The 23,063-nt window shown below is 71.3% G+C and carries 24 protein-coding genes and 2 pseudogenes; 13 read left to right on the plus strand and 13 right to left on the minus strand.

The annotated features are described in order from the left end of the window. Positions 1-79: 79 nt before the first annotated feature. The 4 genes from NI25_RS06840 to NI25_RS06855 all read right to left on the minus strand — a co-directional run bounded on the left by NI25_RS06840 (position 80) and on the right by NI25_RS06855 (position 3,298). Positions 80-655 (minus strand): rhodanese-like domain-containing protein, encoded by a 576-nt coding sequence (locus NI25_RS06840; RefSeq protein ID WP_061441582.1) that lies wholly within the window; start codon positions 653-655, stop codon positions 80-82. Positions 656-792: 137 nt separating this feature from the next. Further along, a complete protein-coding gene (locus NI25_RS06845) occupies positions 793-1,536 on the minus strand; it encodes a sulfite exporter TauE/SafE family protein (RefSeq protein WP_061441583.1) in 744 nt (247 codons plus the stop codon). Further along, entirely contained in the window at positions 1,533-1,898 is a 366-nt protein-coding gene (locus NI25_RS06850) for a rhodanese-like domain-containing protein (RefSeq protein WP_061441584.1), read from the minus strand. The genes NI25_RS06845 and NI25_RS06850 overlap by 4 nt, the downstream gene beginning before the upstream one ends. A 35-nt stretch (positions 1,899-1,933) precedes the next feature. Further along, positions 1,934-3,298: an MBL fold metallo-hydrolase gene (locus NI25_RS06855; protein ID WP_061441585.1), complete on the minus strand. Its 1,365-nt coding sequence runs from the start codon at positions 3,296-3,298 to the stop codon at positions 1,934-1,936. Positions 3,299-3,491: 193 nt separating this feature from the next. Between NI25_RS06855 and NI25_RS06860 the strand changes: the two genes are divergently transcribed. Next, on the plus strand, positions 3,492-3,887 hold the full coding sequence (locus tag NI25_RS06860; RefSeq protein ID WP_061441586.1) for a DUF302 domain-containing protein: 396 nt from the start codon (positions 3,492-3,494) through the stop codon (positions 3,885-3,887). Between the two features lie 66 nt (positions 3,888-3,953). Here the strand turns inward: NI25_RS06860 and NI25_RS06865 are convergent, their stop codons facing one another. The 5 genes and pseudogenes from NI25_RS06865 to NI25_RS06880 all read right to left on the minus strand — a co-directional run bounded on the left by NI25_RS06865 (position 3,954) and on the right by NI25_RS06880 (position 6,882). Further along, a complete protein-coding gene (locus tag NI25_RS06865) occupies positions 3,954-4,781 on the minus strand; it encodes a cytochrome c oxidase assembly protein (protein WP_061441587.1) in 828 nt (275 codons plus the stop codon). Then, positions 4,778-5,350: a DUF2243 domain-containing protein gene (locus NI25_RS06870; protein WP_061441588.1), complete on the minus strand. Its 573-nt coding sequence runs from the start codon at positions 5,348-5,350 to the stop codon at positions 4,778-4,780. Before NI25_RS06870 ends, NI25_RS06865 begins: the two co-directional genes overlap by 4 nt. Before the next feature lie 200 nt (positions 5,351-5,550). Then, the gene (locus NI25_RS40005; protein ID WP_233520691.1) at positions 5,551-6,000 is read right to left on the minus strand and encodes a cytochrome c oxidase assembly protein; all 450 of its coding nucleotides are present in this window, start codon (positions 5,998-6,000) and stop codon (positions 5,551-5,553) included. 64 nt (positions 6,001-6,064) lie between these two features. After that, positions 6,065-6,481, minus strand: a pseudogene (locus NI25_RS40605) (cytochrome c oxidase assembly protein); the annotation flags it as partial. After that, positions 6,391-6,882 (minus strand): DUF2243 domain-containing protein, encoded by a 492-nt coding sequence (locus NI25_RS06880; protein ID WP_061441589.1) that lies wholly within the window; start codon positions 6,880-6,882, stop codon positions 6,391-6,393. The pseudogene NI25_RS40605 and the gene NI25_RS06880, both read right to left, overlap by 91 nt. Positions 6,883-7,024: 142 nt before the next feature. Between NI25_RS06880 and NI25_RS06885 the strand changes: the two genes are divergently transcribed. After that, entirely contained in the window at positions 7,025-7,561 is a 537-nt protein-coding gene (locus NI25_RS06885; protein WP_061441590.1) for a hypothetical protein, read from the plus strand. A 256-nt stretch (positions 7,562-7,817) separates the two neighbouring features. Here the strand turns inward: NI25_RS06885 and NI25_RS06890 are convergent, their stop codons facing one another. From NI25_RS06890 to NI25_RS06905, 4 genes are read right to left on the minus strand one after another with little or no spacing between them, the layout of a single operon-like run. Next, positions 7,818-8,306, minus strand: a complete 489-nt coding sequence (locus NI25_RS06890) for a hypothetical protein (RefSeq protein WP_061441591.1) — start codon at positions 8,304-8,306, stop codon at positions 7,818-7,820. 11 nt (positions 8,307-8,317) lie between these two features. Next, positions 8,318-10,540, minus strand: coding sequence for a hypothetical protein (locus NI25_RS06895; RefSeq protein WP_143665515.1), 2,223 nt, complete (start codon positions 10,538-10,540; stop codon positions 8,318-8,320). After that, entirely contained in the window at positions 10,537-12,297 is a 1,761-nt protein-coding gene (locus NI25_RS06900) for a hypothetical protein (protein ID WP_061441593.1), read from the minus strand. The genes NI25_RS06895 and NI25_RS06900 overlap by 4 nt, the downstream gene beginning before the upstream one ends. Further along, positions 12,298-13,746 (minus strand): integrase, encoded by a 1,449-nt coding sequence (locus NI25_RS06905; RefSeq protein ID WP_061441594.1) that lies wholly within the window; start codon positions 13,744-13,746, stop codon positions 12,298-12,300. Positions 13,747-13,854: 108 nt separating this feature from the next. On the opposite strand from NI25_RS06905, the pseudogene NI25_RS38330 reads away from it, so the two are divergent. The 11 genes and pseudogenes from NI25_RS38330 to NI25_RS06955 all read left to right on the plus strand — a co-directional run. Further along, positions 13,855-14,061: pseudogene (locus NI25_RS38330) on the plus strand (glycosyltransferase); the annotation flags it as partial. After that, the gene (locus NI25_RS06910; RefSeq protein ID WP_061441595.1) at positions 14,054-15,157 is read left to right on the plus strand and encodes a hypothetical protein; all 1,104 of its coding nucleotides are present in this window, start codon (positions 14,054-14,056) and stop codon (positions 15,155-15,157) included. The pseudogene NI25_RS38330 and the gene NI25_RS06910, both read left to right, overlap by 8 nt. 36 nt (positions 15,158-15,193) lie before the next feature. After that, positions 15,194-15,652: a hypothetical protein gene (locus tag NI25_RS06915; RefSeq protein WP_061441596.1), complete on the plus strand. Its 459-nt coding sequence runs from the start codon at positions 15,194-15,196 to the stop codon at positions 15,650-15,652. Then, complete coding sequence (locus NI25_RS06920) at positions 15,649-16,839, plus strand: hypothetical protein (RefSeq protein ID WP_107071644.1); 1,191 nt, start codon at positions 15,649-15,651, stop codon at positions 16,837-16,839. The genes NI25_RS06915 and NI25_RS06920 overlap by 4 nt, the downstream gene beginning before the upstream one ends. 37 nt (positions 16,840-16,876) lie before the next feature. After that, positions 16,877-17,098 carry a hypothetical protein gene (locus NI25_RS06925; RefSeq protein ID WP_061446791.1) on the plus strand — a complete coding sequence of 74 codons (222 nt, stop codon included), beginning with the start codon at positions 16,877-16,879 and terminating at the stop codon, positions 17,096-17,098. Positions 17,099-17,289: 191 nt separating this feature from the next. Then, positions 17,290-18,432 (plus strand): AAA family ATPase, encoded by a 1,143-nt coding sequence (locus NI25_RS06930; RefSeq protein ID WP_061441597.1) that lies wholly within the window; start codon positions 17,290-17,292, stop codon positions 18,430-18,432. After that, positions 18,429-20,219: a hypothetical protein gene (locus tag NI25_RS06935; protein WP_061441598.1), complete on the plus strand. Its 1,791-nt coding sequence runs from the start codon at positions 18,429-18,431 to the stop codon at positions 20,217-20,219. Before NI25_RS06930 ends, NI25_RS06935 begins: the two co-directional genes overlap by 4 nt. A 175-nt stretch (positions 20,220-20,394) precedes the next feature. After that, a complete protein-coding gene (locus NI25_RS06940) occupies positions 20,395-20,886 on the plus strand; it encodes a hypothetical protein (protein WP_233520692.1) in 492 nt (163 codons plus the stop codon). A 100-nt stretch (positions 20,887-20,986) separates the two neighbouring features. Next, a complete protein-coding gene (locus NI25_RS06945) occupies positions 20,987-21,424 on the plus strand; it encodes a hypothetical protein (protein WP_061441599.1) in 438 nt (145 codons plus the stop codon). Next, positions 21,421-22,209: a hypothetical protein gene (locus NI25_RS06950; protein WP_061441600.1), complete on the plus strand. Its 789-nt coding sequence runs from the start codon at positions 21,421-21,423 to the stop codon at positions 22,207-22,209. The genes NI25_RS06945 and NI25_RS06950 overlap by 4 nt, the downstream gene beginning before the upstream one ends. Next, on the plus strand, positions 22,206-23,054 hold the full coding sequence (locus NI25_RS06955) for a hypothetical protein (protein WP_061441601.1): 849 nt from the start codon (positions 22,206-22,208) through the stop codon (positions 23,052-23,054). Before NI25_RS06950 ends, NI25_RS06955 begins: the two co-directional genes overlap by 4 nt. The last annotated feature ends 9 nt before the right edge of the window (positions 23,055-23,063 follow it).

A 23,063-nucleotide genomic window follows, 5' to 3' on the forward strand; every position in this document is an offset into this window, starting at 1 on the left:
GGGCCTTTGGCCTTATGCCCTGGCATGCGAAAGGGGGGGAGGGATCCGGAGCCGGATCCCTCCCCCCTCTTCGCGTGGTTCAGCGGTTGCGCAGTTGGGCCAGTGTGTTGTCGAGGTCGGCGGCGCGGGGACGGTTGTGGGGGAGCTTGGCGAGCATGGCGGCCATGCCGCAGGTGTTGGTCAGGGCGGAGAAGACCAGGCCGCCCGCGATGCCGGCGGAGAGGAGCTGGAAGGCGGGGTGGACGACGAGTCCGAGCAGCAGGCCGAGCAGCACGATCGCTCCTGCGGTGAGCCTCACCTGCCGTTCCATGCCCCAGGTGGCGCGGGAGGCGCCCTGGGGGCGGTGGAGCTCGTGGCCGTCGGCCGTCCAGGCGCCGGTGCCTCCCGACAGGGTGGCGGCGGTGATGCCGTTTTCGGCGAGGATTTTGCAGGCGTTCTGGGAGCGGGCGCCCGAGGCGCAGACGACCAGGACGTCGCCGCGGTCGGTTGCGTGCCGGATGTCGGGCAGCGCGCGCTGGATCTGGTCGAGGGGGATGTTGAGCGCGCCGGGGAGATGGCCGCCGGCGTATTCGCCCGGGGTGCGCACGTCGATGACGGTCAGTTCGTGCAGGCGGGTGCGCGCCTCGTCGGTGGCGAGGGCCGTGGGAGTGGTCATGGCAGATGTCCTTACGGTTCGAAAGTTGTGGGGGGACCTGAGCTGACGGGGAGCCGGGCTGACGGCGGTCCTGAGGTGCGCGGCCGGCTGGAGAAGCTTTCCCGGGCCCTGGTCTGAGCCGGTGGCGGCCCTCGTGGTCAGACGATCACGTCGACGAGCATGAAGGCCGCTACCGCGAGCAGGACACCGGCGAAGATCTTCTGAAGGGTGGTGCCGGAGATCTTCGTCGCGAGGCGTTTGCCATCCCAGGCGCCGAGGATCGCGGCTCCGGTGAAGGGGCCGATGATCTCCCAGTGGAGCCCACCGGTGGTGCCGGTGCGCGCGGCGAGCGCGGCCAGTGAGTTCACCGTGATGACGAGCAGGCTGGTGCCCACCGCCCGCCGCATGGCCAGTCCCAGGACGCCCGTCAGGGCGGGCACGGCGAGGAATCCCCCGCCGACCCCGAGAAAGCCCGTCACGGCGCCGAGTCCGGCACCGGCACCGGCCGCCTTGCCGGGACGGATCCGGTCCGGCGGCTCGGAGGCGGACGGCCGCAGCATACGCAGGGCCGCCAGCGCGGCGATACCTGCGAACGCCGCCGTCAGTACCGCTTCGGGCAGGCGCCCGGCGACGGCCCCGGCGAGGAAGGCGGGGACGATGCCCGCCGCGGCGAACAGGGCCCCTGTCTTCCATGCCACGTTCCCGTCGCGGGTGTGGGCGTACAGGGCGGTGGCGGAGGTGGCGGTGACGATGATCAGGCTTGCGGTGGTGGCGGCGGCCGGGGTGAAGCCGAGCAGGTAGATCAGCGCCGGTACGGCAAGGACGCTGCCACCGCCGCCCAGGGCTCCCAGCGCGAGACCGACGACGGCCCCGGCGATGACGGCGAGAACGAGTACGCTCACGTGATCTGGCCGTGGTTCCCGCGTTCGTCCAGGACCGGGTGTCCGGCGGCGGCCCACGCGTTCATGCCGCCCTCGACGTCGACCGCCTGCGCTCCGCGTTCGGTGAGGAGCTTCGCGGCCTGCTGGGAGCGGTGACCGCTGCGGCAGATCACCACCAGCGGCCGGCCCTCAGCTTCGGCGGGCAGGGTGGCGCCGGTGACCAGTTTCGTCAGCGGTAGGTGGACGGCGCCCGGGGCGTGGCCCGAGTTCCACTCGGGCTTCTCACGGACGTCCAGCAGGACCGCGTCGGGCTGATCACCACCGGTACGGCTGCGTGCCTCGTCGACCGTGACACGGGGCCCGTTTCGGCGAAAGAGGAACATCACACGCTTCCTTCCTTGCGGGGAATGGTCGGGAATCAGCCGGAGGCCAGGGACAGCCCGGCATCCGTCGCGGCGTCGAAGCCGTCGTCGACGGCGACCACGTCGCGGCCGGCGGCATCGAGCAGGGAGGCGGCGATCGCCGCGCGCATCCCCCCGGCGCAGTGCACCCACACCGTCCCCTGCGGCACCTCGCCGATACGGCCGTGCAGCTCGTGGATCGGAATGTGCACCGAACCCTCGATGTAGCCGCCTACGCGCTCGGAGTCCCGGCGCACGTCCAGAACCACCACGTCTTCGCCGCGCTCGCGGACCTCGGCGAGGTCGGCGAAGCGGGCCCGGGGAAAGGAGACGAGCTGCTCGCCGGCGCGGACCCAGGCAGCCGGATCACCGGTGGCGGCGGCAGCCGGGCGGTCGATACCCACCCGCGCCAGCTCCCGCTGCGCGTCGGCGATCTGCGCGGGGGTGTCGGCCAGCAGGGTGACGGGCTTGCCCCACGGGATCAGCCAGGCCAGATAGGTGGCGAGCTTGCCCTCGCCCTCGAAGTTGAACGACCCGGCCACATGCCCCTCGGCGAAGGCCATGCGGCTGCGCAGGTCCACCACCCACTCACCCGCGGCCAGCCGCGAGGCGATCTCGCCCGCGTCCGCACGACCCGGCGCAGTGAGGTCGACCGGCGCGGGGCCCGCGGCGTTGGCCGGAGCCATGTGCGCGTAGTAGGCGGGCACGTCCTCAAGCCCGGCGAGCATCTGGGCGACGAAGGTGTCCACGTCCAGGGTCAGCGCGTCGTTGGTCTCACGCTCCTTGCCGATCGTGGTCGCGTCCCCCTCGGCCTGGGAGGAGGAGCAGAAACTGCCGAACCCGTGGGTGGGCAGCACCGGCACCTCGTCCTCCAGCTCCTTGACCAGGCGGTGGGCGGAGGCGTACTGGGCCCGGGCCAGCTGCTCGGTCAGCCGCGGCTCCACCAGGTCGGGGCGGCCCACGGTGCCGATCAGCAGCGAGCCGCCGGTGAACGCCGCCACCCCGCGACCGCCCTCGGCAAGGGCGTAGGAGGTGTGGTGCGGGGTGTGCCCTGGGGTGGCGATCGCGCGCAGCACCAGGCCCTCGTCCACTGTCACCGTGTCGCCGTCGGCGACGGGGGTGCGGGCGAAGGACACGTGCGCCCCGGCCGGCACCAGGTATGCGGCGCCGGTGACGCGGGCCAGCTCCAGGCCGCCGGTGACGTAGTCGTTGTGCACATGGGTCTCCGCCACGTACGCGATGCGCACCCCGCGCCTGGCGGCGGCGGCGATCACCTGGTCGATGTCGCGCGGCGGGTCGATGACCACCGCGGCACTGGAGCCGCCGGCCAGGTAGCTGCGGTTGCCCAGGCCCTCGAACTCCAGGGTGTCAACGAAGAACACGACTACGACTCCTCTCGAACGGTGTACCCCGGGGGGTATCTGATACTCACCCTAACAGCTATACCTAGGGGGGTATTCCTGTGGTTCTGGGCGCCCCCGGAATGTGCGGGTGCGGCATTGCTCCCACTGCGGCGGGTACCCAGTGGGGTATCAAGGAATCTGGCTTTCCGCCTCACCGAAGGAGCAGCGCACCGTGTCCTACGACCGCACCGTCCGCCTGGCCGTCACCGACTTCGACGCCGCCACCACCGCCGTCCGTGAGGCTCTGGCCGATCAGGGGTTCGGCATCCTCACCGAGATCGACGTCAAGGCCACGCTGCAGGCCAAGCTCGGCCACGACATGGAGGACTACCTGATCCTGGGCGCCTGCAACCCGCCGCTGGCTCACCGGGCGCTGGAGGCGGACCGCTCCATCGGTCTGCTGCTTCCCTGCAACGTCGTCGTCCGCCGTGACGGCGACCACACGCTCGTCCAGGCGCTCGACCCGGGCACCATGGTCACCCTCACCGGCCTCGACGCCCTGAAGCCCGTCGCCGACGAAGCCACCGCCCGGCTCGACGCCGCGCTCAGCGCCCTGGCCGCCGCCTGACCTTTCCCGGCCGCGGCAGCCTCCCGGGCTGCCGCGGCCTGGGCTCTGGCGCTATCGGTACGCCGGTCACGGCGCTGACGGCACCCGGCGCCCGGCTGGTGGCGCGGCGATGCGGCGGGCGGGGCGCCAGGTGGCCACCAGTGCGACCGCGAGCAGCAGCTCGGCGATGTCGCCGCCGTAGTACATCGCCTCCGCGCCCGCCTGGACCTGCGCCACGGGGGCGTGGATGTCGATGAAGTAGCCGGCGTACATGGCCTGGGAGATCAGCGCGTGCGCCGCGATCGCCACGCCCAGCACCACCAGCCGTACCGGGACGCGCGGCCGTGCGGGCGCCGGGTCGGGTCCGGCGATCACCCACACGAACAGGCATCCCGAGAGCAGGAAGTGCAGGTGGATCAGCCAGTGCAGCCCTTCGCTGCCGGTCGAGGCGTTGTACAGGCCGGTGAAGTACAGCACCGGCAGCGTGCCCACGCTCAACACCAGCGCGGTGACCGGGTTCGCGATCAGGTGGGCGGGCCGGCTGCGCAGCACCGCGGTGAGCCGGCGGGCCCGGCGCACCGGCAGGGTCCGCAGCAGCAGCGTGAGCGGCGCTCCCAGCATCAGAGCGAGCGGCGCGTACATGCCGATCAGCAGGTGCTGCAGCATGTGCCCGAGAAAGCTGTCGTGCGCCGCCGTTGCCAGGGGCGGCAGTAGCGCGAGGGCGAGCAGCGCGGTGCCGGTCAGGAAGAAGCCGGTGCGCCACCGGCTCCAGCCGGCGTGCGGATTGGACCGCCGGGCCCGCGCCGCAAGCAGCACGTAGCCGACCGCGACGCTCAGGAGTACCAGGGCGGTCAGAATCGTCGCCCAGGGCAGCCCGGCCGTCTGCTGTTCGTGGTCGTGGACGTGCCCGGTCATGACGTCCCGGCGGGCCGCACTTTCGGCTCCGGGCCGGTCTCAGGGTCGAAGGTCCGGGCCCGGTTCTGAATCATCCAACCGGCTACCACGAGCAGGACGCCCAGCAGCAGGAAGCCCAGGTCCCACCAGATCTGCTGGTCGCCGGCGTAGACGTGGTGGATGCCCAGGATGTGGTGGTCCAAGATGCCCTCGACCAGGTTGAAAAGGCCCCAGCCAACCAGGATCCACCCCCACAGCTTGCCCGAGGTCCACACGCGCCGCCGCCCGTGCGTGACCCGCGCGTAGAGCACCGCCAGGCCGATCAGAACGGCCAGCCAGCACACGGCGTGGAAGATGCCGTCCCACAGAGTGTTCATCTGCAGGCCGGGGACCGTGTTCGCCGGGTAGTACTTCACCCCGATGCGGTCGGTGTTCGTGCTGGTCAGCATGTGATGCCAGCGCAGCAGCTGGTGCAGCAGGATCCCGTCGACGAAGCCGCCCAGCCCGACCCCCAGGACGATCCCCGGCAGCTGGAGGCTGCGCGCCTGCGTCTGCGGACCGCTGCGGGCCGCTCCCGCGGTAGTAGCCATCGCCTACTCCGTTCTTCTCGCCCCCCTTCGCGCGTGCCCACGCGGGCTCGGCACGGGCATGGGCCGGTGCTTCATCTCGGCCAGCGCGGTTCCTCACGCCCGTACTGTCAGCATTACGCGCATCACGCTCGGCTGCCCGGCGGGGAACTCCACCCGGCCCATCGCACCGGCGTGCGGTGCCGACCGCCCCGGGATCCCCGTCAGCGTCCGGCCGGTACCCCGGCCGCCCACGACCGCCGCGCCTGGGCCCGGCCGCGCACGGCCCAGGCTCGGCCGGTGGCCCGGTACCAGGAGGCGGCCAGCACGACGGCGAGCCCGGCTTCGACCAGGTCACCGCCGTAGTACATGAGCTGGGCGCCGGTGTGCAGGTCGGCGGACGCGAAGGTGGTGCCGGGCGGCGCGGCGGCGTACAGGGACTTGGCGAGGACGGCGTGCGCGGCGCCGGCGGCCAGCAGGGTCATCCCGCGCACGGCAAGGCTCCAGCGGCGGCGTACCGCATCGAGCTGGCAGACGGCGAAGGTGAACAGCAGCCCGGCGGTCAGAACGTGTAGGTGGACCACCGCGTGCAGCCACGCGTGGTGCTGCATGGCGGCGAACAGGCCACTGCGGTACAGCAGCCACAGACCCCCGACATCCAGCAGGGCCGCCAAGGGGGGGGGGGAAGACGAGCCAGCCCACGGCACGGGAGTGGGCCAGCGCCACCAGCCCCCGGCGCGCGGCTGAGGGAGCGAGGGCGCGCAGGGCCAGGGTCAGGGGGCGGGCGAGGACGAACAGCAGCGGCGCCGCCATCCCGACGACCAGGTGCTGGGCCATGTGGGCGGTGAGCGCACCGCCCGGCAGCGAGCCCACCGCCACCCACGCCAGACCCGCACTTCCGGCGGTGAACGACGCGTCACGCCACCAAGGCCAGGCATCCCCGCGGCGCCGCAAGCGGGATGCGGCCGCCCCATAGACGACGGCCGCCAAGAGCGCGGCCACTGCGGTGACCAGCCCGGCCACGCCGGGACCCGCGTCCGGGCCGGAGTGGACGTGGCCGAGGATCACGACGCCGCCGCAGCCCGGCTGCGGCGGGCCGCACGGACGGCCAGACCGGCGCCGATCAGCAGCAGCACCAGGCCGGCGACATTCCACGCCCAGTCATAGGGGGTGACGTCCACGCCGTAACGGATCTGGTGCAGGCGCAACAGCTTGTGGTCCACGATCCCGTCGAACAGCTGAAAGACCCCCAGCCCCAGGAAGAAGCCGGCCCAACCGTGGGCCGGGGCCAGGGCGCGACGGCGGCGCAGATCGGCGAAGAGGAAGAACCCGGCGACCAGGGCCAGCAGCTCGGCGGTGTGCAGCAGCCCGTCCGACAGCAGCCCCACGCTGAGGGTGGAACGGTCGTAGAAGTGGTGCCAGCCCAGGATCTGATGGAAGACGATCTCGTCGACCGCGGCCATCACCGCGACCCCGATCACCCCGCACACCACCATCGACCTGCGCGGCTCGGGCCGCGCCTCATGGGCCGCGGACGGGTAGGACGGTGTGCTCATGAGTCTGCCTTCCTGACACGGACACGTCTGCTGCCCGTACGCCTACCCCCTCCCACCGGATACGAGCCCGCCGAACACCGCATCCGGGTGAGCAGCCGGGCGGCACGGGTCAGGACGCCGGCTGGCGGGTACCCGCAACGGCATGATGAAGCGCGCACTGTGGCAAGGACTGATCGCCGGCACCGCCGGAGGCGTCGTGATGACGCTCGGCGAGAAACTCGAACAGGCCATCACCAAACGGCCCGACTCCCACGTACCCGCCCGGGTCCTCCAACGCCTGACCGGCCTGCCCGAACACCCCGGCAAACAGCCTCTGCCGGTGAACTGGGCCATGCACTTCGGCCAGGCCGCACTCCTGGGCGTGCTGCGCTCGGTCATGGCCCAGGCCGGACTGCGCGGGCCGGTCGCCTCGGCGAAATTCACCGTCGTGCGCCTCACCAACGACCAGATCCTCGAAAACGCCACCGGCGTCGGCGCCCCACCGCCCACCTGGCCACGCAAGGAACTCGTCATCGACGTCCTGCACAAGGCCGTCTACGCATTCGCCACCGGAGCCATCGCCGACGCCCTCGCCCAACGAAGTAATGGCCCCGGCCCCGGACAACGCCACGCCGCCCTCCGCCCCGGCCGCCACGCCGACGTCGGCCCCCTGCCCCGCAAGGACGCCTACGGCCAGTAACCACAGCCCGGCCTGGCACTGATCCTCCAGCGTCCCGGTAACCGCCGTAATCGCTGTCCGGGCCGGTCACCAGCCGTATCCCGAGGCCGCGGACGCGCGCAACATAGCTGCGGATCGCCGGTTAGCCAAACCGGCGATCGTCGAGACCATAGATAGGTCGTCGCTGCAGTCATTCGCATCGGAGGAAGACCCCCATTTCCCCTCGCCCCGGCGTGAGCGCCATTGCTCACCATGGCCGGACCTTCATGACCTGTGGTCAGTTGCCGGACCCGAGCGGGGCTGAGGCTGGCGCGGGCAGCCGCCGCACGGTTCCGTCGGCGAGTTGTCGGCGGAGACGTTCCAGTTCGGCGTGCTGGGCCGCGATCTGCGACAGGGCCCGCTTACGGAACTCCTTCAGGCCGGCGATCTCAGCATCCCGGGTGGACACTCGGTCCCGCAGGATGCCGTTGTTCTCCTTGAGTCGGGCGATCTGTCCGTCGCGGGGATCGAGCATCGCTCCGGCGTGCTGCATCGCCTTGAGGCGCCGCTCGAACTCTTCGGCCAGGTGCTGGTAGGGGCCGCGCCGGTCGCTGCCGTCGCGGTTTCGCTTGGCGTAGAAGCCGGTCCGGGGAACACCGGCCTCGGCGGCCAGGGTCTTGATGTCGCAGCGTCCGCCGGGTGGCAGTTCGCCGCGTAGCAGCCGGTCCATGGCGGCCCGGATGGCTTCCTCGTTGCGGGTGCGGGTCTCGGTGCTGATGCGGGGCATGGCGATTTTCCTCAGACGGTGTGTGCGGCGTCGATGGCGTCCACGACGCGTTGGGAGCGGTCGATGTCCATCTGGATGCGGGCGCGGGCGTCCTTGTGGCTGCGTGGAAGGATCGTCAGCAGTTTCCGGCTGCTGTCCGCGCTGCTGAGCCACACCGCCCGGTGCTCGCGGTGGTGGGTGGCCTGCGGGCAGCGGGCTGCGTCGCACATGCTGATCAGGGGCTTGCTGTCGGGCTTGATGGCGGTGCCGGCCAGGCGCAGGCACAGGGCCTTGGCCGGGTCGCGGAACCAGCAGTAGTTCGCCACCCCCAGGTGGAGCCGCTCGGCGTGCGGTCGTAGCAGGTTGATCAGCTGCTGATCGGCGTCGAGGACGTGGGCGGGGCCCGGTGGTGTCTGGGCGAGCTGGGCGTCGATGTGCTCGAAGGCGGCAATGAGTGTTGGGGCGCCGGGCCCGGCGGGCATCCGGCCTTCCTTGTAGTCGTGCCAGGCCGCCTTGGCAAGCCGCATCTGGCGGTCGCGTTCGAGTTCGGCGACCTCGGCCATGAACAGGCCCTGGGCGCCGCCGGGGCGGTGGGCATATCCCTCGGTGGTGGCGGCGTGGACCTGCTTGAGCTGCACCTTTGCCGCCAGCAGACCGCCGGGCCGGTAGGCGACCGCGATGGCCAGGGTCCGGCGCACCCCGCGGTTGGTGACCGGCCCGGGTGGGATGTGCGGCAGCCCGAGGCGCCGGCCCTCGGGGCCGTTGACGAAGGTCTTGAACTTCTCGAACAGGTCCGCGAAGGAGAAGCTGGTGGTGCCGAACGGGGCTTTGCCGATCCGCTCCCCTCCGAGGCGGAGGTTCAGCTCGGCGGCCTTGTACGCCTCCTCGAGGACGACCCACTCGTCCGGCTCGCCGCCCCAGCGCCGCTTCTTGATGACCTTCGAGGCGATCTTGTAGCGGATCCGGCCGCTGGAGATGTGCGTCGGCGGCGGACACGAGGCGGAGCCGATCTCGGCCAGTTCGCTGGCGCGCATCCCGCTGAGTGCCGCAACGACGACCATGCACGCCGCCTGGATGATCCGGGCGAGGGTGCGCAGTTCCATCTCCTGCAGCGGCAGTGTCCACGGCACCGCCACCGACGGATCGTCGCAGCGCGGGATCAACTCGGCGCGGGGTCCGTGCTCGTAGATCGTGCCGACCTTCTCGGCGACCCGCGCCACCGCGGGCTTGATCAGCTCCATCACCGGATGAGGAAACGAATGGACCCCTACCGTGTACTGCAGCAGCCGCTCGGTGTTGACCTCCAGCACCGGATCATCAGGGTCCCAGCCGGACTTTAGCCGGCGGGTGACCGCGTACGTCGGCATCCGCGGCAGCGGGACCTCTTCGCGCTCGTGCCGCTCCAGGCCCTCCAGCAGCATGCGGGCCGCCTCGCCGGTCAACGTCACGATGGTGGGCATCTTTGCGACGGCGGCGCGATGAGCCCGCAGTTCGTCGACCGCCTCGGCCACCTTCGGCCCCAGGGTGAACACGGTGTACAAGGCGGCGGACAGCACCGGCTGCATCAGGGCGTCCGGGACCGGTGGGCTGACGTTCCCGACCTGCCTTGTGGCTTCGGCGACCTGCGACGCCGGCCGGCCCTGCCACGGGAGGAACCCCTCGGCGTACCGGTCTGCGGTGAACAGCTCCCCGTACAGCGCCAGGTTCTGGATGGGGCGCACCAGGTTCGAGAGCGTGCCCGGGGCCACGTCCCCGCTCGCCGGTCTGCCCTTGCCGCCCTTGCGGCGGCGGTGTGCGGCCTTGAAGGCATCGCAGTGATCCTGGGTGACGTCGCCCAGCGCGCTCACGCCGGCGTCGGTGAGGAAGTTCAGCCAGGCCGCTGTGCGGTCCGCCACCTGCGAGGTGCTGGCCGGGCTCATCGCCGTGCGGATGGCGAACGGCAACGCCGCCACCCGCTCGTCCAGCGGACACATCCGGGCGAGGATGAACTCCTTGGCCACCAGCCGCCAGCGCGGATCATCAACCCGGTTGAACCGCCAGACCTTGTAGTACGGCTTCATCGACTTCGGGGCGTCGGCCATGCCGGTCATGTCCCACACGTCCTGCTCGAACCAGGGGCGGTGGCTTCCCGGGAGCATGGCCAGTCCGATCTTCTCGGCGATGTCCACGCCGGCGAACGGCGAGCGTGCGGCCAGCTCCGGCGGGATCGGCACCACGCCCGCCTGGGAACGGGCGGGGACAGCAGGGCTGCTCAACGGTCCTCCTCGGGCTCGGTGCTCTCCTCCGGGCGGAGCGGGATCTCCGCGTCGGTGTCCGCGACCTGTCCGGCCGCTGTCTCCAGGAGTGCGTCCGGGAAGCGGGGCAGGACCTCGCGCTCCAGACGGTCGGCGTACGGACCGAAGACGGCCATGAACTCCGCGGTGGTCATCAGGCGGAACTGGCGCGAGAAGAACGCCCGCAGCCGCAGCAGATTCGGCACGTGCCGGGGCATGAACAACGCCAGCGGGCACAGCAGGCAGACCCACGGCCGGGCCGGGCACGGCTTGCCCTTCGGGCCGTGCAATCCGGCGAGCTGGTCCTTGCAGGAGGCGGTGAACACGTCACGCTCGCCGCCGAGCAGCTCGGCCAGCGCCCCGGCGGCCACCCCCAGCCGACGGGCCTGCTCGGGCAGGTCGGCGACCAACCGCGCCGTCTCCTCGTCGGTGAGGACCGTCGGCGGCTCGGCCTTGCGCAGGATGTCGGCCTGGCCGTCCTCCACGATTTGCTCCACCGCCTCGCGTTGAGCGGGAGTCAGGGCGGACAGGTAGTGATCGCCTTCGACGGCCGGGGTGTGGTTGGGGTCGATCGTCGTGGCCCCGGTCCAGCCGCCGCGGGAGAGCTGGTTCAGGTACGTCGTACGGACCCGGCGGCTGTCGATGGGCAGGGCGTTGCCGTCATCGCCCTGCACTCCGGTGAGGTGGACCAGTTGCCACTGGGCCCACTGCCGGCGGGAGTTCATCTCGATCCGGTCGATCAGGAAGACCCGCGGATGCTCGCTGGTCTTGCGGCGCCGTCGCGTACGCAGCCACAGCTCCTCCCGCAGGTCGTCGGGGGCCTTCACACGAAGCAACGACGTCAGGTCCAGCCAGCGCTCCAGCAGCCGCACCGCCCGGTCGGTGAGCGTGCTCGACTCCTTGCCGCGCCGCTTCTTGACGTAGTCCAGCAGGACTGTGCTCTCCCCGGCCCACGACACGTCGCCCAGGCCGAGATCGGCGATGCCGTCGGGGACGATGCCGCAGTAGGCGGCGAACAGCAGCCGGTGCGCGGCCAGGGTGATGGACGTCGGATACAGGGCGTCCTTGAGCTGCCGCACGTGCACCGCCGCCCACTTGTTCGCCGGTGAACAGCCCGCCAGCATGCCGAACTCCTCGGCACTCAAGGGGCCTTCCCGCACCAGGAGCCAGGCGACGTTCTCCCGGGACAGGCCACCGCTGGCCGGGTGACAGCCGGCGGCAGCCAGGTTCCTCGCCTCCCGGTGTGCCGACCACGCCTGGGCCACCACCGAGCGCAACGCCTCCAACAGCCGCTGCCACTCGCCCTCGGTGTAGGGCTGAATCGGGGTGGACTTCGGAACCTTCTTGACGAGCCGGCCGGTGATGCTGTGGACCACGGGCTGCGGGATCACTCCCGTCGCGTCCGCCACCGACAACAACAGCCAGCGCGACCCCATGACGTGGCTCGGGCTGGAGGCCAGCCAGTGCCGCACCAGCATCGGAGAGGTCACCGCGCCGAGTCCGCCGGACAGCCCGAGCGCGGTCAGGCCGGTGACGAGCTTGCGCAGGTCGCGTACGTACCGCTTGGCGGTGCGCGGGGCTGCCACCTGCCCGAGCGGATGGACCAAGCCGGGCAGGCCGCGGGCGAGCTCGGCGGCCAGGGCGTCGTCCTCGGTGCCATCCAGTGGGCAGGTCAGGCGCTGCCCGTCGGGGAACACGAATTCCACGCGCAGCGGATCGGGGCGGACAGTGGCAGGCATTCAGCAGACCTCCTCGTCGGTGAACTCGTCGGCGGCTTCGGCCTCGGCGGCCGGATCGGCGAGATCGGCGGCGCGGCCTGCCCGCAGGTACGCCTCCCGGTAGATGCGCCGCACGTCCAGGCGCCGAACGTAGAGTTCCGTGGTCAGAACGCTGGTATGACCGAGAAGATCACGAAGGACCAGCAACGGCTCGGTCCGGGTGAGATACAGGGCCAGCGCCGCATCCTCGTCGGTGTCCTTCACCAGCTGGGCGGCCTGCGCGTAGTACCCCTGGGTCAGGCGCTTGAGCGTCGCCATCGCCATGGTGTGACGCAAGGTGTGGGCGGACACGATCGGGAACCGCGGCTCGAAGTCCCGGCGGATGCGCCGCGAGGTCCGCCGGAAGACGGTGTCCCAGTCGGTAAACGGCGCCCCCGTCGACTGCAGGGCCACCAGCGGCGACTGCCCGGCCCCGTCGACGAGCCGTAACCGTTCCTCCGGCAGGAGCAGCCGCCACGGCCGGCGCTCGCCATCGACGTGGCCGCCCTCCCAGTCCGCCCGACGCACTTCCAGCGCCGGTGCCGCCGGCCGGTACAGGCCACGGCCCGCCGCTGTCTCACGATCCAGATCGAGGTACTGATGCATGCGCGCGAGCGCGTCGTACAGCACCCACGACTCCCGGGCCTTCTTGCCCTTGGTGACTGCCTTGCTCAGCGGGAACGGCACCGGAACCGGTGACCGGCGCGGTGGAAGCGCCGGCACCTCGTACTTCAGCAGAAAGGCGAACTCCTGCGCCCGCACACCCGACGACAGCACGAACTCGGCCATCGCCGCGTTCCGCCCCAGCATCCGGCCCCGAAACCCGTCCGGCATCCCGTTCGGCCCCAGCCCCGCCAGGGCCCGAACGAAGAGCTGCGCGAACTCGTCCTCCAGGTACTTCATGGTCACGTGCCGCTGAGCACAACGCAGCGTCGCGTTGTTGCGCCGCACCTCCTTCGGACCGCCGACGGCGGTGAACCGCCGGGCCCACGAGTAGGTGAAGGGCACGGCCGCGGAGTGCTTGTTCTCCACGCACCAGCCGTAGAAACGGGACAGCGCGTTGACCCGCTGGTTCCAGGTTTCGACGTCCCAGCGCTCCTTCAGCGGGCCGGCCAGCCGGTACTCGGCAAACCCTCCGAGCGCGGAACGCAGTTCATCGCGGTCACCGAAGGGATCCACGCCATGTCGCTGGAGAAACTCAAGCCACGGTGCGAGACCCCGCGCGTAGGCCCACCAGGAACGCCACGCCGGCACTCCGTTGATCGGCAACTCACGCAACCACGCGTTCGCTACCACCGTCGGCCGAGGTCCGGAATCGTCCTCGAACAGAAGGTCATCATCGAGCAGAACCGGCATGCGCTCCGGAAGCAGCGGCTCGTAGTCGAGCCCCCACTGCTCCCACCCCGCACGAGAGAAGGAGATCAACAACATGCCCCGGGACGGTACATGCCGACTCAGGTGAGTGCAGGAGATTCAGAGACAGGCCCCCTGGGACTCGGAAGCCCCCTGTCATCGAATGAGACGCGTCAGAAGTGCAGCGATAGCTGCGCGGCCCTCGGCGTCACCACGCTCGCACCCGGAATCCTGCTGCCGGTCCCTGTGTACCGCTACCGCAAGCACCCCGGGCAGATGACGGCCCAAAACGGATACGACCAGCTGGAGACGGCGGCCCGGGAACACGCCTGGGCCTACGGCCGCAGCCTGCGCGCCGTCCTGCGCGGCGGCGAGGACCTGGACCGTGGCTGAGGCCCAAATCATCCTGTCGCACAGCCGGGAGTCCGGAATCGTCGCCATCGCCGCCGGCGAGCAGTACCCGCGGGCGCACACAGCCCTCACCGAGAGCGGCTTCCAGCGGGACGACGACGGCGTCTGGCACCTGCCCGCGGACGGCACCCAGACCACCGTGGTCGATCTGGTCACCTGCGCGAAGCAGCACCGCGCCAGCGTGCACACGAGCAGCCGGCGGTACATCGGCGACGCCGCCCGTGATCTCGCACGCCTGCTGCCCGGCCAGTGGCACGCCTCGGTCGAGGTCTATGCGCACCCGGCCTGGCAGGAAGACCTGGTCCCGTGGATCTGGGACGGCGGCGAACTCGGTCGCGCCGTCCGAAGCGAGCGGGTCCCTTACGCCGCGGTCCTCACCGACGCGGCGCAGGGAACCACGTTGTTGTTCATCGAGCGGCCCGGCCGGCAACTCGACTACCTGGTAGGCGCCTTCTCACCGGAAGGGCTCGAAGGAGGCTACGGCGATCCCCACGCCCCGCGCAGCATCGTCCTGCCACCGTTCCCCGGACGGGCTGCCCAGGCCCTCACCGACCGGTACCTCCCCGCCTACGAGCAGGCCGTCCATGCCCGCCAGACGGCGGCCATCGCCGCCGTGCTCGCAGACATCCGCTCCGAGCACGACACCTGGCAGACCCTGAACGCCTCCGGCCGCTACAGCGACGCCACCCCGCTGAGCGCCGCCGCCCTCGGCGCCTCGACGGAGCTGTTCCTCGACCACGCCTGGCGCCGTTTCCTGACCGTCGTCGACCACGCCCCGACGCTGCTCGACCGGTGCCGGCCCGCGAACAGCCCGTGGCCCGACGACGCTACAGCCCTCGCCCGTCTGGCCGACGCCGTGAGCGATGCCGAAGCCCTGCTCGACGAGATCCACGGTGATGCCGTACCGGAGCAGGAGCGCCGAGCACGCGCGTGGCCGGCGATCGAGACGTGGCTCACCGACGGCGACGCGTTCTTGCGCCAGGCCCGCCTGAGCGCACCCCACCGCCGCCCGGCCCTCCCCGTCACAGCCCCGGCCCGCCCCCTCGCTGCGGCCCGGCCGGCGTACCGCAGCCACTGACCGTTCCCCCCGACAAGTCTGGAGACTTTCGCCCCCTTGCAACCCGGCACCCACTTCTCCTTCGGCGACCACAAGGAACACGGCTTCGTCGCCTCCTTCACTTCCTCGATTCCCCAGCACCTCGCCCACTGGTTCCTGGAGCGCGAGCAGTTCGAGCCCGTTCCCGGTGAACCCGGGCTGTACCGCCTCAGCGAGCCCGAGCGCGACGGAGTCCGCCGCACCCGCCAGGCCGTCCACGACCTGCGCCGCCACGGTTACACCGTGCAGGCCGACATCCGCCTCAATCCGGCCCTCTCCGCCGGTCCGCCGCGCCCTGTCCGGCCCCACGGGCTCCAGGAGCGCCGCAGCAGGCTCGCCCAGGCCGCCGCCGGCCGAACGACGCAGCGCTCCACCCCGCCCACCACCTCCCCTCCGTCGGCCCGGCCGATCCCGCCGAAGCCCACCTACGCTCCCACCGTCCACCTGACGGCCGCAGCCGACGGGCGGTCTCGATGACACCCACGAACAGCCCGGCCCCCGACAGTCCTTTGCCGACGGCGTCCGAACTGGCCAGCAAGGCAGGCGACTTCCGGCGGCGGATGGCCGTCATCGACTGCGAGACCGATGCCGCCCTCGACATGACACGCGACCGCCACGGCCGCACCGTCCACGCAGACGCCGCCGCAGCCGCACGAGCCCACCGTGACAAGGCGGCGGTGGAGGCGTACGCCACCCACCTCGCCCCGCACGCCGAGGCTCTCCTCGATGCCGCCCGACTCGCGCTCGACGATTTGCCGCCCGCCCGGCACCTGACCGGGTGGCGGGCCGTCCTGGACGGCCTGGCATCGTCCGCCGCCGAGATCCGCCGGGCCCTCGACCGGCCGGCCGCGCCCGGCTCTCCAGCCGAACGTGCTCAGCACGCGGCTCTGTGGCCGCACCTCACTGCCTGGGCGGACCACAGCCCGATCGCCAGCAACCTCGCCGACCAGCGCGACGGCCGGCACCACCAGGCTCCGCTGACCGACGAGGAACGGCAGCTGTGGACCGACAGGGCCCGGGCCGCACAGATACGTGGTGCGCTGGAGCTGACCGAGTCGTGGTATGCCGCCGACGGACAGCCGATCACCCTCGCTTACCTGGTCGAGGACGACGACTCCACCGTGGTCGCGCTGCGCGGCGACCCGGGCGTGCCGGGCTGGCAGGTGATCGGGCACTTCGCCCACGAGTACGAGGCGGGCAAGGCCCTGCCCGCTCCGGTCCCGCCCGGCGTGCTGCGCTCGGACATCTCCCAGTTCAACCGCCCGACACCGGCACCGGAGCTGTCCCTGCAGGACCTCATCCGCGACGTCGTCGAAGGCCACAGTGCCGGTGACGCCTCGAATGCTCTCCTGGGAGCTGTCCAGCGCGGCTACGCCGCCGGCCCGATGGTCCGCCTGCAAGAACTTCTGGAGACGACCAGCCAGTTCGCCAGCGCCCTGGAAACCGCGCAGGGCCGCCAGATCGCCGCCCGCCTCTCAGCGCTGGGCCGGCAGATCGAGTTCCTCACCCGCGAAGTCGAAGAGGCAGCCGAGGACCTCGGTGCGACCGTCGCCGTCCTGCCCCCGCACCGCACCCCCGTGCCGCGCACCCGCCCGCGCCCGGCCGTGGACACCACACCGCCCGCGCCGCCGCCCCGCGCCAGCACGACCGCCCGCCACCGATAGGACATCCGCTTTGCCCGAAGCACCAGCAGAGCCGTTCATTCCGATCCGACACACCATCACCGGCGAGATCACCACCACCGGCTACAACGCCGCCGCCCGGCGGATCCTGCTCCAGGACGGCTTCGAAGAAACGCCCGGCTGCGCCTGCCGAGCGACGGAACCCGGTACGGAGCAGGCGCACGGGGCTGCCCGGCAACCAGCCAGCTGCTCGTCGCCGGCCGTCCCGTGCACCTGGACCGAGCACTCGGCCGGCCGGTGAGCGCCCACGGTACGCCCCGGTTGGCCCGGTCGCCGATGTCGGCACAGCCCGTGATCTCCTCCGAGAGCGGCCGGCCTCTTTAGCGCATCGCCCACCCCGCCCCCACCCACACCTGTTGAAGGGTTCTCGTTTTGACCACACCCGGGCCTACCAGACCAGCGCGCACCAAGGGCGGCGAACTACGGGCCAAGGTGGCCCGACTGCTGGCCGACCGGCCGGCGGACAAGCTCACCATAGGGGACATGGCCAGGCAGCTGGGCCACTCCCACGGCGCCGTCCGCAACGCCGCCCTCACCCTGGTGCGACGCGGCGAGGCCGACCAAAGCGGAACCGGACAACCGCAGTTCCGCGCGAACGCGAAAACCGCCGAAGCCGCGCAGAGGGCTGTGATCAGCCCACCGGGCACCCACTCTCCCCGCGCCCAGGCAGCCACAGCCCGTACGACCTACACCGCAGCAGCCGCGCCCAGGCAGACCGGCCCGATCCGCCGCGCGGGGGGCCAGCTCTACCACCCCCGCGAGCTGGCCGATCTGCCCGACGTCGAGGCGTTGAACCGCTTGCGCGACGCCGACGTGCCGGTACTGCTCTACGGCCCTCCGGGCACCGGCAAGACGAGTCTGGTCGAGGCGGCGTTCCCGGACATGCTCACCGTCGCCGGTGACGGCGACACCACGGTCGGCGACTTGATCGGCGAGTACACACAGGACGACGCGGGAGCCTACGTCTTCCAGTACGGTCCGCTGGTCACCGCAATGACCGAGGGCCGCGCCCTGCTGATCGACGATGCCACCTTGATCTCACCGAAGGTCCTGGCGGCGCTGTATCCCGCGATGGACGGGCGCATGCAGATCCAGGTCAAGGCCCACAAGGGCGAGACCATCAAGGCTGAGCCGGGCTTCTACGTGGTGGCGGGCCACAATCCCGGCGTCCACGGGGCGGTGTTGACGGAGGCGCTCGCGAGCCGGTTCAGCGTGCAGATCCAGATCGGCACGGACTACGACCTCGCCCTGGCCTTGAGGATCGATGCCCGGGTGGTCCGGGTCGCCCGACACCTCGCCCAGCAGGTCGAACTCGGCGAGCTGGGCTGGGCCCCCCAACTGCGAGAACTGCTCAGCTACCAGAAGACCGAGGCCGTCCTCGGCACCAAAGCCGCGCTCGCGAACCTCGTCGGCATCGCTCCTGTGGAGGATCGCGACGCCGTCGCCGACGCCGTCACGAAGGCTGTCGGCATCAAGAAGATCGCACCTCTCACCCTCGGCAAGCAGCTCCCCGCCTCAGCCGCCCGGCAGCCTCCGGGCAGCACCGGCTCCGCACACCGGGGCCGCCCGCGATGAGCGCCCACCACCACATCCAGTCCACGCCGGAAGACGACGCCGACCTCGCGCGCTGGGACGACGACGGCGCCCCGCCCGCCCAACCCCGCTCCTCCCCGGCCGCGTGGCTGCGCGTGGGAGCCGAACTCGGCGACCGGCTGGTCGCCCTCTCCGGCCGCCAGGACCTCCTCGTCACCTGCCGCCCCGGCACGCGCAGCGGCGCACCGGCCGCCTACTTCCCCACGCTGGGCGAGGTCGAGTTCGACGCCCGCCTGTTCGCACCCCTCCAGCCCCACGAGATCCATCCGCGGATCGTGGGCGACGAGGAGCGGTATCCCGCCGCCTGGGGAGTGTTCGTCCACGAGGCCGCGCACGCCGCCCACTCCGTGTGGACACAGCCTGCCGGAGCCGACCCCCGTGTCGTCGAGGCCGCGCTCCTGCTGGAGGAGAGCCGCGTCGAAGGCGCGCACCTGATCACGCGGCCCACGGACCGCACGTACCTGCGCACCAGTGCCCGAACCCTGGTCATGCCCGACATCGCCCACCCCACCCTCCAGGGCATCGGACAGGCCGCCGCCGCGGCGGCCCTGATCCTTGGCCGCCGTGACGTCGGCATCCTGGACGCCGGCGAGACCCGGGCCGTCGCCGATCTGTGCGAAAAGGTTCTGGGCCAAGACCTGCTGGCCACCCTCACCCGCATCTGGACCGCAGCTCACCAGTGCGCCGACCACGACGCCACGACCATGCTCGCGCACGGTCAACAGTGGTGCGACGCTCTGGACGCCGCGGCCCCCGCCCTGCCCGTGCCGGAGGGCCTCTCCGATCTGCTGTCCGGCGCCGTGAAGGTCGTCATGGACCACGCGGCAGCCACCGACGCGGCCGACCTCGCGGCACAGGACGCAGCGGCCAACGCCATGGCGTCGCGCTCCAAGGCGCAGGCTCAGGACCGCGCCCAGCGGGCCCGCCAGCGACGCAAAGCCGCCGCCACCGCCAAGTCGGTCTTCAACGCCCGTAGCACCACCGTCCACCCCGACGGCACACCGGCACCCTCCGGCAACCCGGTCACCGGCACCCGCAGGCCCACCGCCGCCGAGCAGAGTGCCGCCGCGCGCCTGAGCCGCGCCCTGCGTGCCGCCGCCTACCGCGAGCGGACCGAGGAGCGGACCACCAGCCCCACCCCGCCCGGCCGCCTCAACATGCGCGCGGCCCTCGCCCGCGACGCTCAGCGCGCGGCCGGGTCGGTCCCCACAGCGGAACCGTTCACCCACACCCGCCGCCGGAACTCCCCCACCCCACCACTGCGTGTGGGGATCGCCGTCGACGTCTCCGGCTCCATGCGTGCCGCCTGCAAGCCCGTCGCCTCCGCTGCCTGGATCGTGGCACGCGCAGCAGCCCTGACCGACCCCGACTCCCGTACCGCCACCATCGCCTACGACAGGCACCTGACCGCACTGACCCGCCCCACCCACCGAGCACCAGAGCGCGTGACGACGTTCGATGCCACCGGCGGCCACCACAACCTCGCCAACGCCATCGACGCACTCGACCACGGCCTCGAACTCAGCCGGCCCGGCGCCGGCCGCCTCCTCGTGATCGTCACCGACGCCCACTACGGCAGCGACGAAACCGCTCAAGCCGTCACCCGCGTCAAGCAGCTCACGACCGCCGGCTGCGCCGTACTCCAGCTCACCCTCACCGCGGAATCCCGCCACTTGCCGGGGACCACCTTGCTGCACCTGCCCCAGCCCTCCAGCGCTCCCGCCGCCATCGCCAAGGCGGCCACAGACGCCATCCGCAGGACCCGCTGAGACGACGCGGCAGAAGGCGGAAGCGTCCCCGAGACCACCGCCAAGCACTCCAGACCACCCCCGTCCGCCGCATGACTCGTGCAACCCCAACCGTCAACGAAAGGCACTCGATTTGAAGCCCCAGACCAGCAGCCCGACCTCGAACGTAACGCCCATCAAACGGAGTACCCCGGGGGTGAGTACGCACTGGACCGTGGAGCACGCCTGCTCCCACCGGGTAGATCACGACCTGTCCAACCGCCCCGCCGACAAGCGGGCCGGCTTCGCCCGTTGGCTCGCGTCGAAGGACTGCACCGACTGCTGGAAGGCGACGCGCGACGCCGACTCCGCGTCCAAGGAAAAGTGGCTCGCGGAGAAGCGCGCCGAGGAGCAGGAGGCAGCCGCCACCTGGGCCAAGCAGTTCGACATGCCGCAACTGGAGGGCCCGGCCAAGGCCCTGGACTGGGGTGAGCGCTCCCGCCATCAGCTGATGATGGCCGCGCACACCGCCCTGGTCATCGAGGGCAGTTGGGACGAGGCGGACTGGGCGGAGCTGGAGGAAAAGGCCCGCTCCATAACCCGTGCCGGATGGTGGATCGACCAGCGCGACTCCGAAGGCACTGACCTGCTCGAACTCCTCGACGCAGCCACCGAGACGGACCGCGGGACGGAGAACCCGTTCCGCTGACGGCGGAGCAACATAGCCGGGAAACGCCGGTTAGCCAAACCGGCGTTCCTCCGGACTATTGATGCTCCCACCCCGACAGCCATCGCGTGGAAGGAACCGCGTGCTCCCTCCGTCCTGGGACCATCAGCCCACCCCCGTCACCGCCCTCACCCCCGACCCGCTCACTCCCACCCGAGATATCACTCACGCCCACTTTCAGGCCGGGGACACCGTCGTCGTCCTCAAGGGGGTGGCCGGCGGAGAACTGTGGGGAGACTCCATGCGCATCGTCGCCCCCTCCTGGCACACCCCCACCGACGAGGACGGATGGCGACTGCGTGACCCCACCGGGGGTGCCCAGTCCTACGTCACCGCTCACCCCCGCTACCTCGTGCACCTCTCGCGCCGCTGCCCGGACTGCCTGATCTACCTGCGGGCCATGGAAGACGCCCTCCTTACGGGGTTCGCCGGCCGCGACGAGCTGATCGACTGCGGCTGGTACACCACCACCGCCCTGGGCCAGCTCGTGCACACCGCAGACACCAGGGGCGGCCGGTGACTCCCCCCACGAACCGCCCCGACCGTGCCGCTGCGCTCCACAAGGCCAGGGCCCGAGCCACCGCAACTGCGGACGATCCTTCCTGGCCGCTGCACCTGGCCGAAGACCTCCACGGCATCCGGGCCGACTGGAAGACCTCATCCGAGGTGTGCGCGGACGCCGCCTGGGCGGCACGGTCAACCGGCCGCAGCGTCCTGGGCCTGCTGTCCCCCGAGGATGTCCTCGCAACGAACCGCGATCCGATCACCACCCGCACCTTGGCGCATCTGTACCTGAGCGCCCTGCGGTTCGACTTCCGCTGCCCCACCCTCCAGCGCCTCGTCGAACAGCTCGCGCAGACCGCGCGTCAGCCGCTGGACTGCTACACCCGCGCCCTGTATGCCTTCGCGCTGCTGGGCCAGTCCCGCCCCGAGGGCCTGATGGTCATGGACGAGGTCCTCGCCATGGCCGAGGAGCACCCCAAGACCCTGCACGTCCTGCTGCACGGGCTGTGGCTCGGCCAGGACCTGGACGAGGGTGCGGAGCGTCTCCTGGCCCTCAGCTTGCGGCCCGCCCTCGCCACCGGCACCGATCCGATCGTCCTCTTCCGCACGGCGGGTGCCCTGCGCCGGCTGGGCCGGTACGACGAGGGGCTGAGCGCCATCGACAGGGCGATCGACTGTCTTCCGCCAGGAGACATTTCGGTTCACGCCGACCTGGTGCGCGAGCGCTCGCTGCTCTGTGCAGCCCGCGACCTTTATCAGCACCGGTCACCCACCCGCGCGTCGAGTGGGGTGCCGTCGTGATCCCCCGCCTGCATGCAAGGGCCCACTCGCCGCGCGAGCCGCTGGCCGAGGCGCTCGGGCGGCCCCTTTCCCCGAACGAGGGTCTGACGGAGTACACCGTGGTCGCCCACTGGCCGGGCCTGGACTACTACACCCCGGACGACGAGCAGAGGACCTGGACGTCCGTTGAGTGGGCCGAGCACCTCGAAGATCCGTACCTGGAGCATCCGTTCGCTGCCAGCCCGGACGATGACCGGCACGCGATCCTCCATCTCGACGTCCGGCTCCATCCGGACGACCGGGAGCTGACCGGCCCCGAGTGGTCCGAAACCGCCCACCGGTTCGCACGGGCCGCTGGTATCGAGGTACCTGGCGCCGCAGAGCACGGCTGGCGGTGGATCGCTGTCCAGGGCCAGCCCGGACGTCTGGATCTGATCGCCAACCTGATCCACCTCGACGGTACCTGGCGCATCCCTCCCGCCGACATCCTGCGACGGCTTGCGGATGAAGCGCGCCGCATAGAGCAGGACCTGAACCTGATCCCCGTCCGCACCGGCACCACGCAGTGGTCCGCTGCCCGTACGGTCCCGACCGCATCGGCGCAGCTCGCCGGCGTCCTCACGCAGCTCGCCGACGAACAGGCCGGCCCGCTGGCCACGGTCCGCGGACTGGTCGAGCACACCGCTTACCGGATCGCCCGCCAACCGGGGGTTGCCGGCACGGACACGGCACACCGTCTGGAGCTGATCGCCCGCCGCCTCCATGCGATTCAGCAGGACCTGGACGCCACTGCGGCCCATCTGGCCCAGCCCCGGACCGCCGCCGCACCGGCCGCGGCCCGGCGCACCACCCACCGATCTCCGTAGGAGAAACGT

The organism is Streptomyces sp. CCM_MD2014, from assembly GCF_000772045.1.
Taxonomy (GTDB): Bacteria; Actinomycetota; Actinomycetes; order Streptomycetales; family Streptomycetaceae; genus Streptomyces; species Streptomyces salinarius.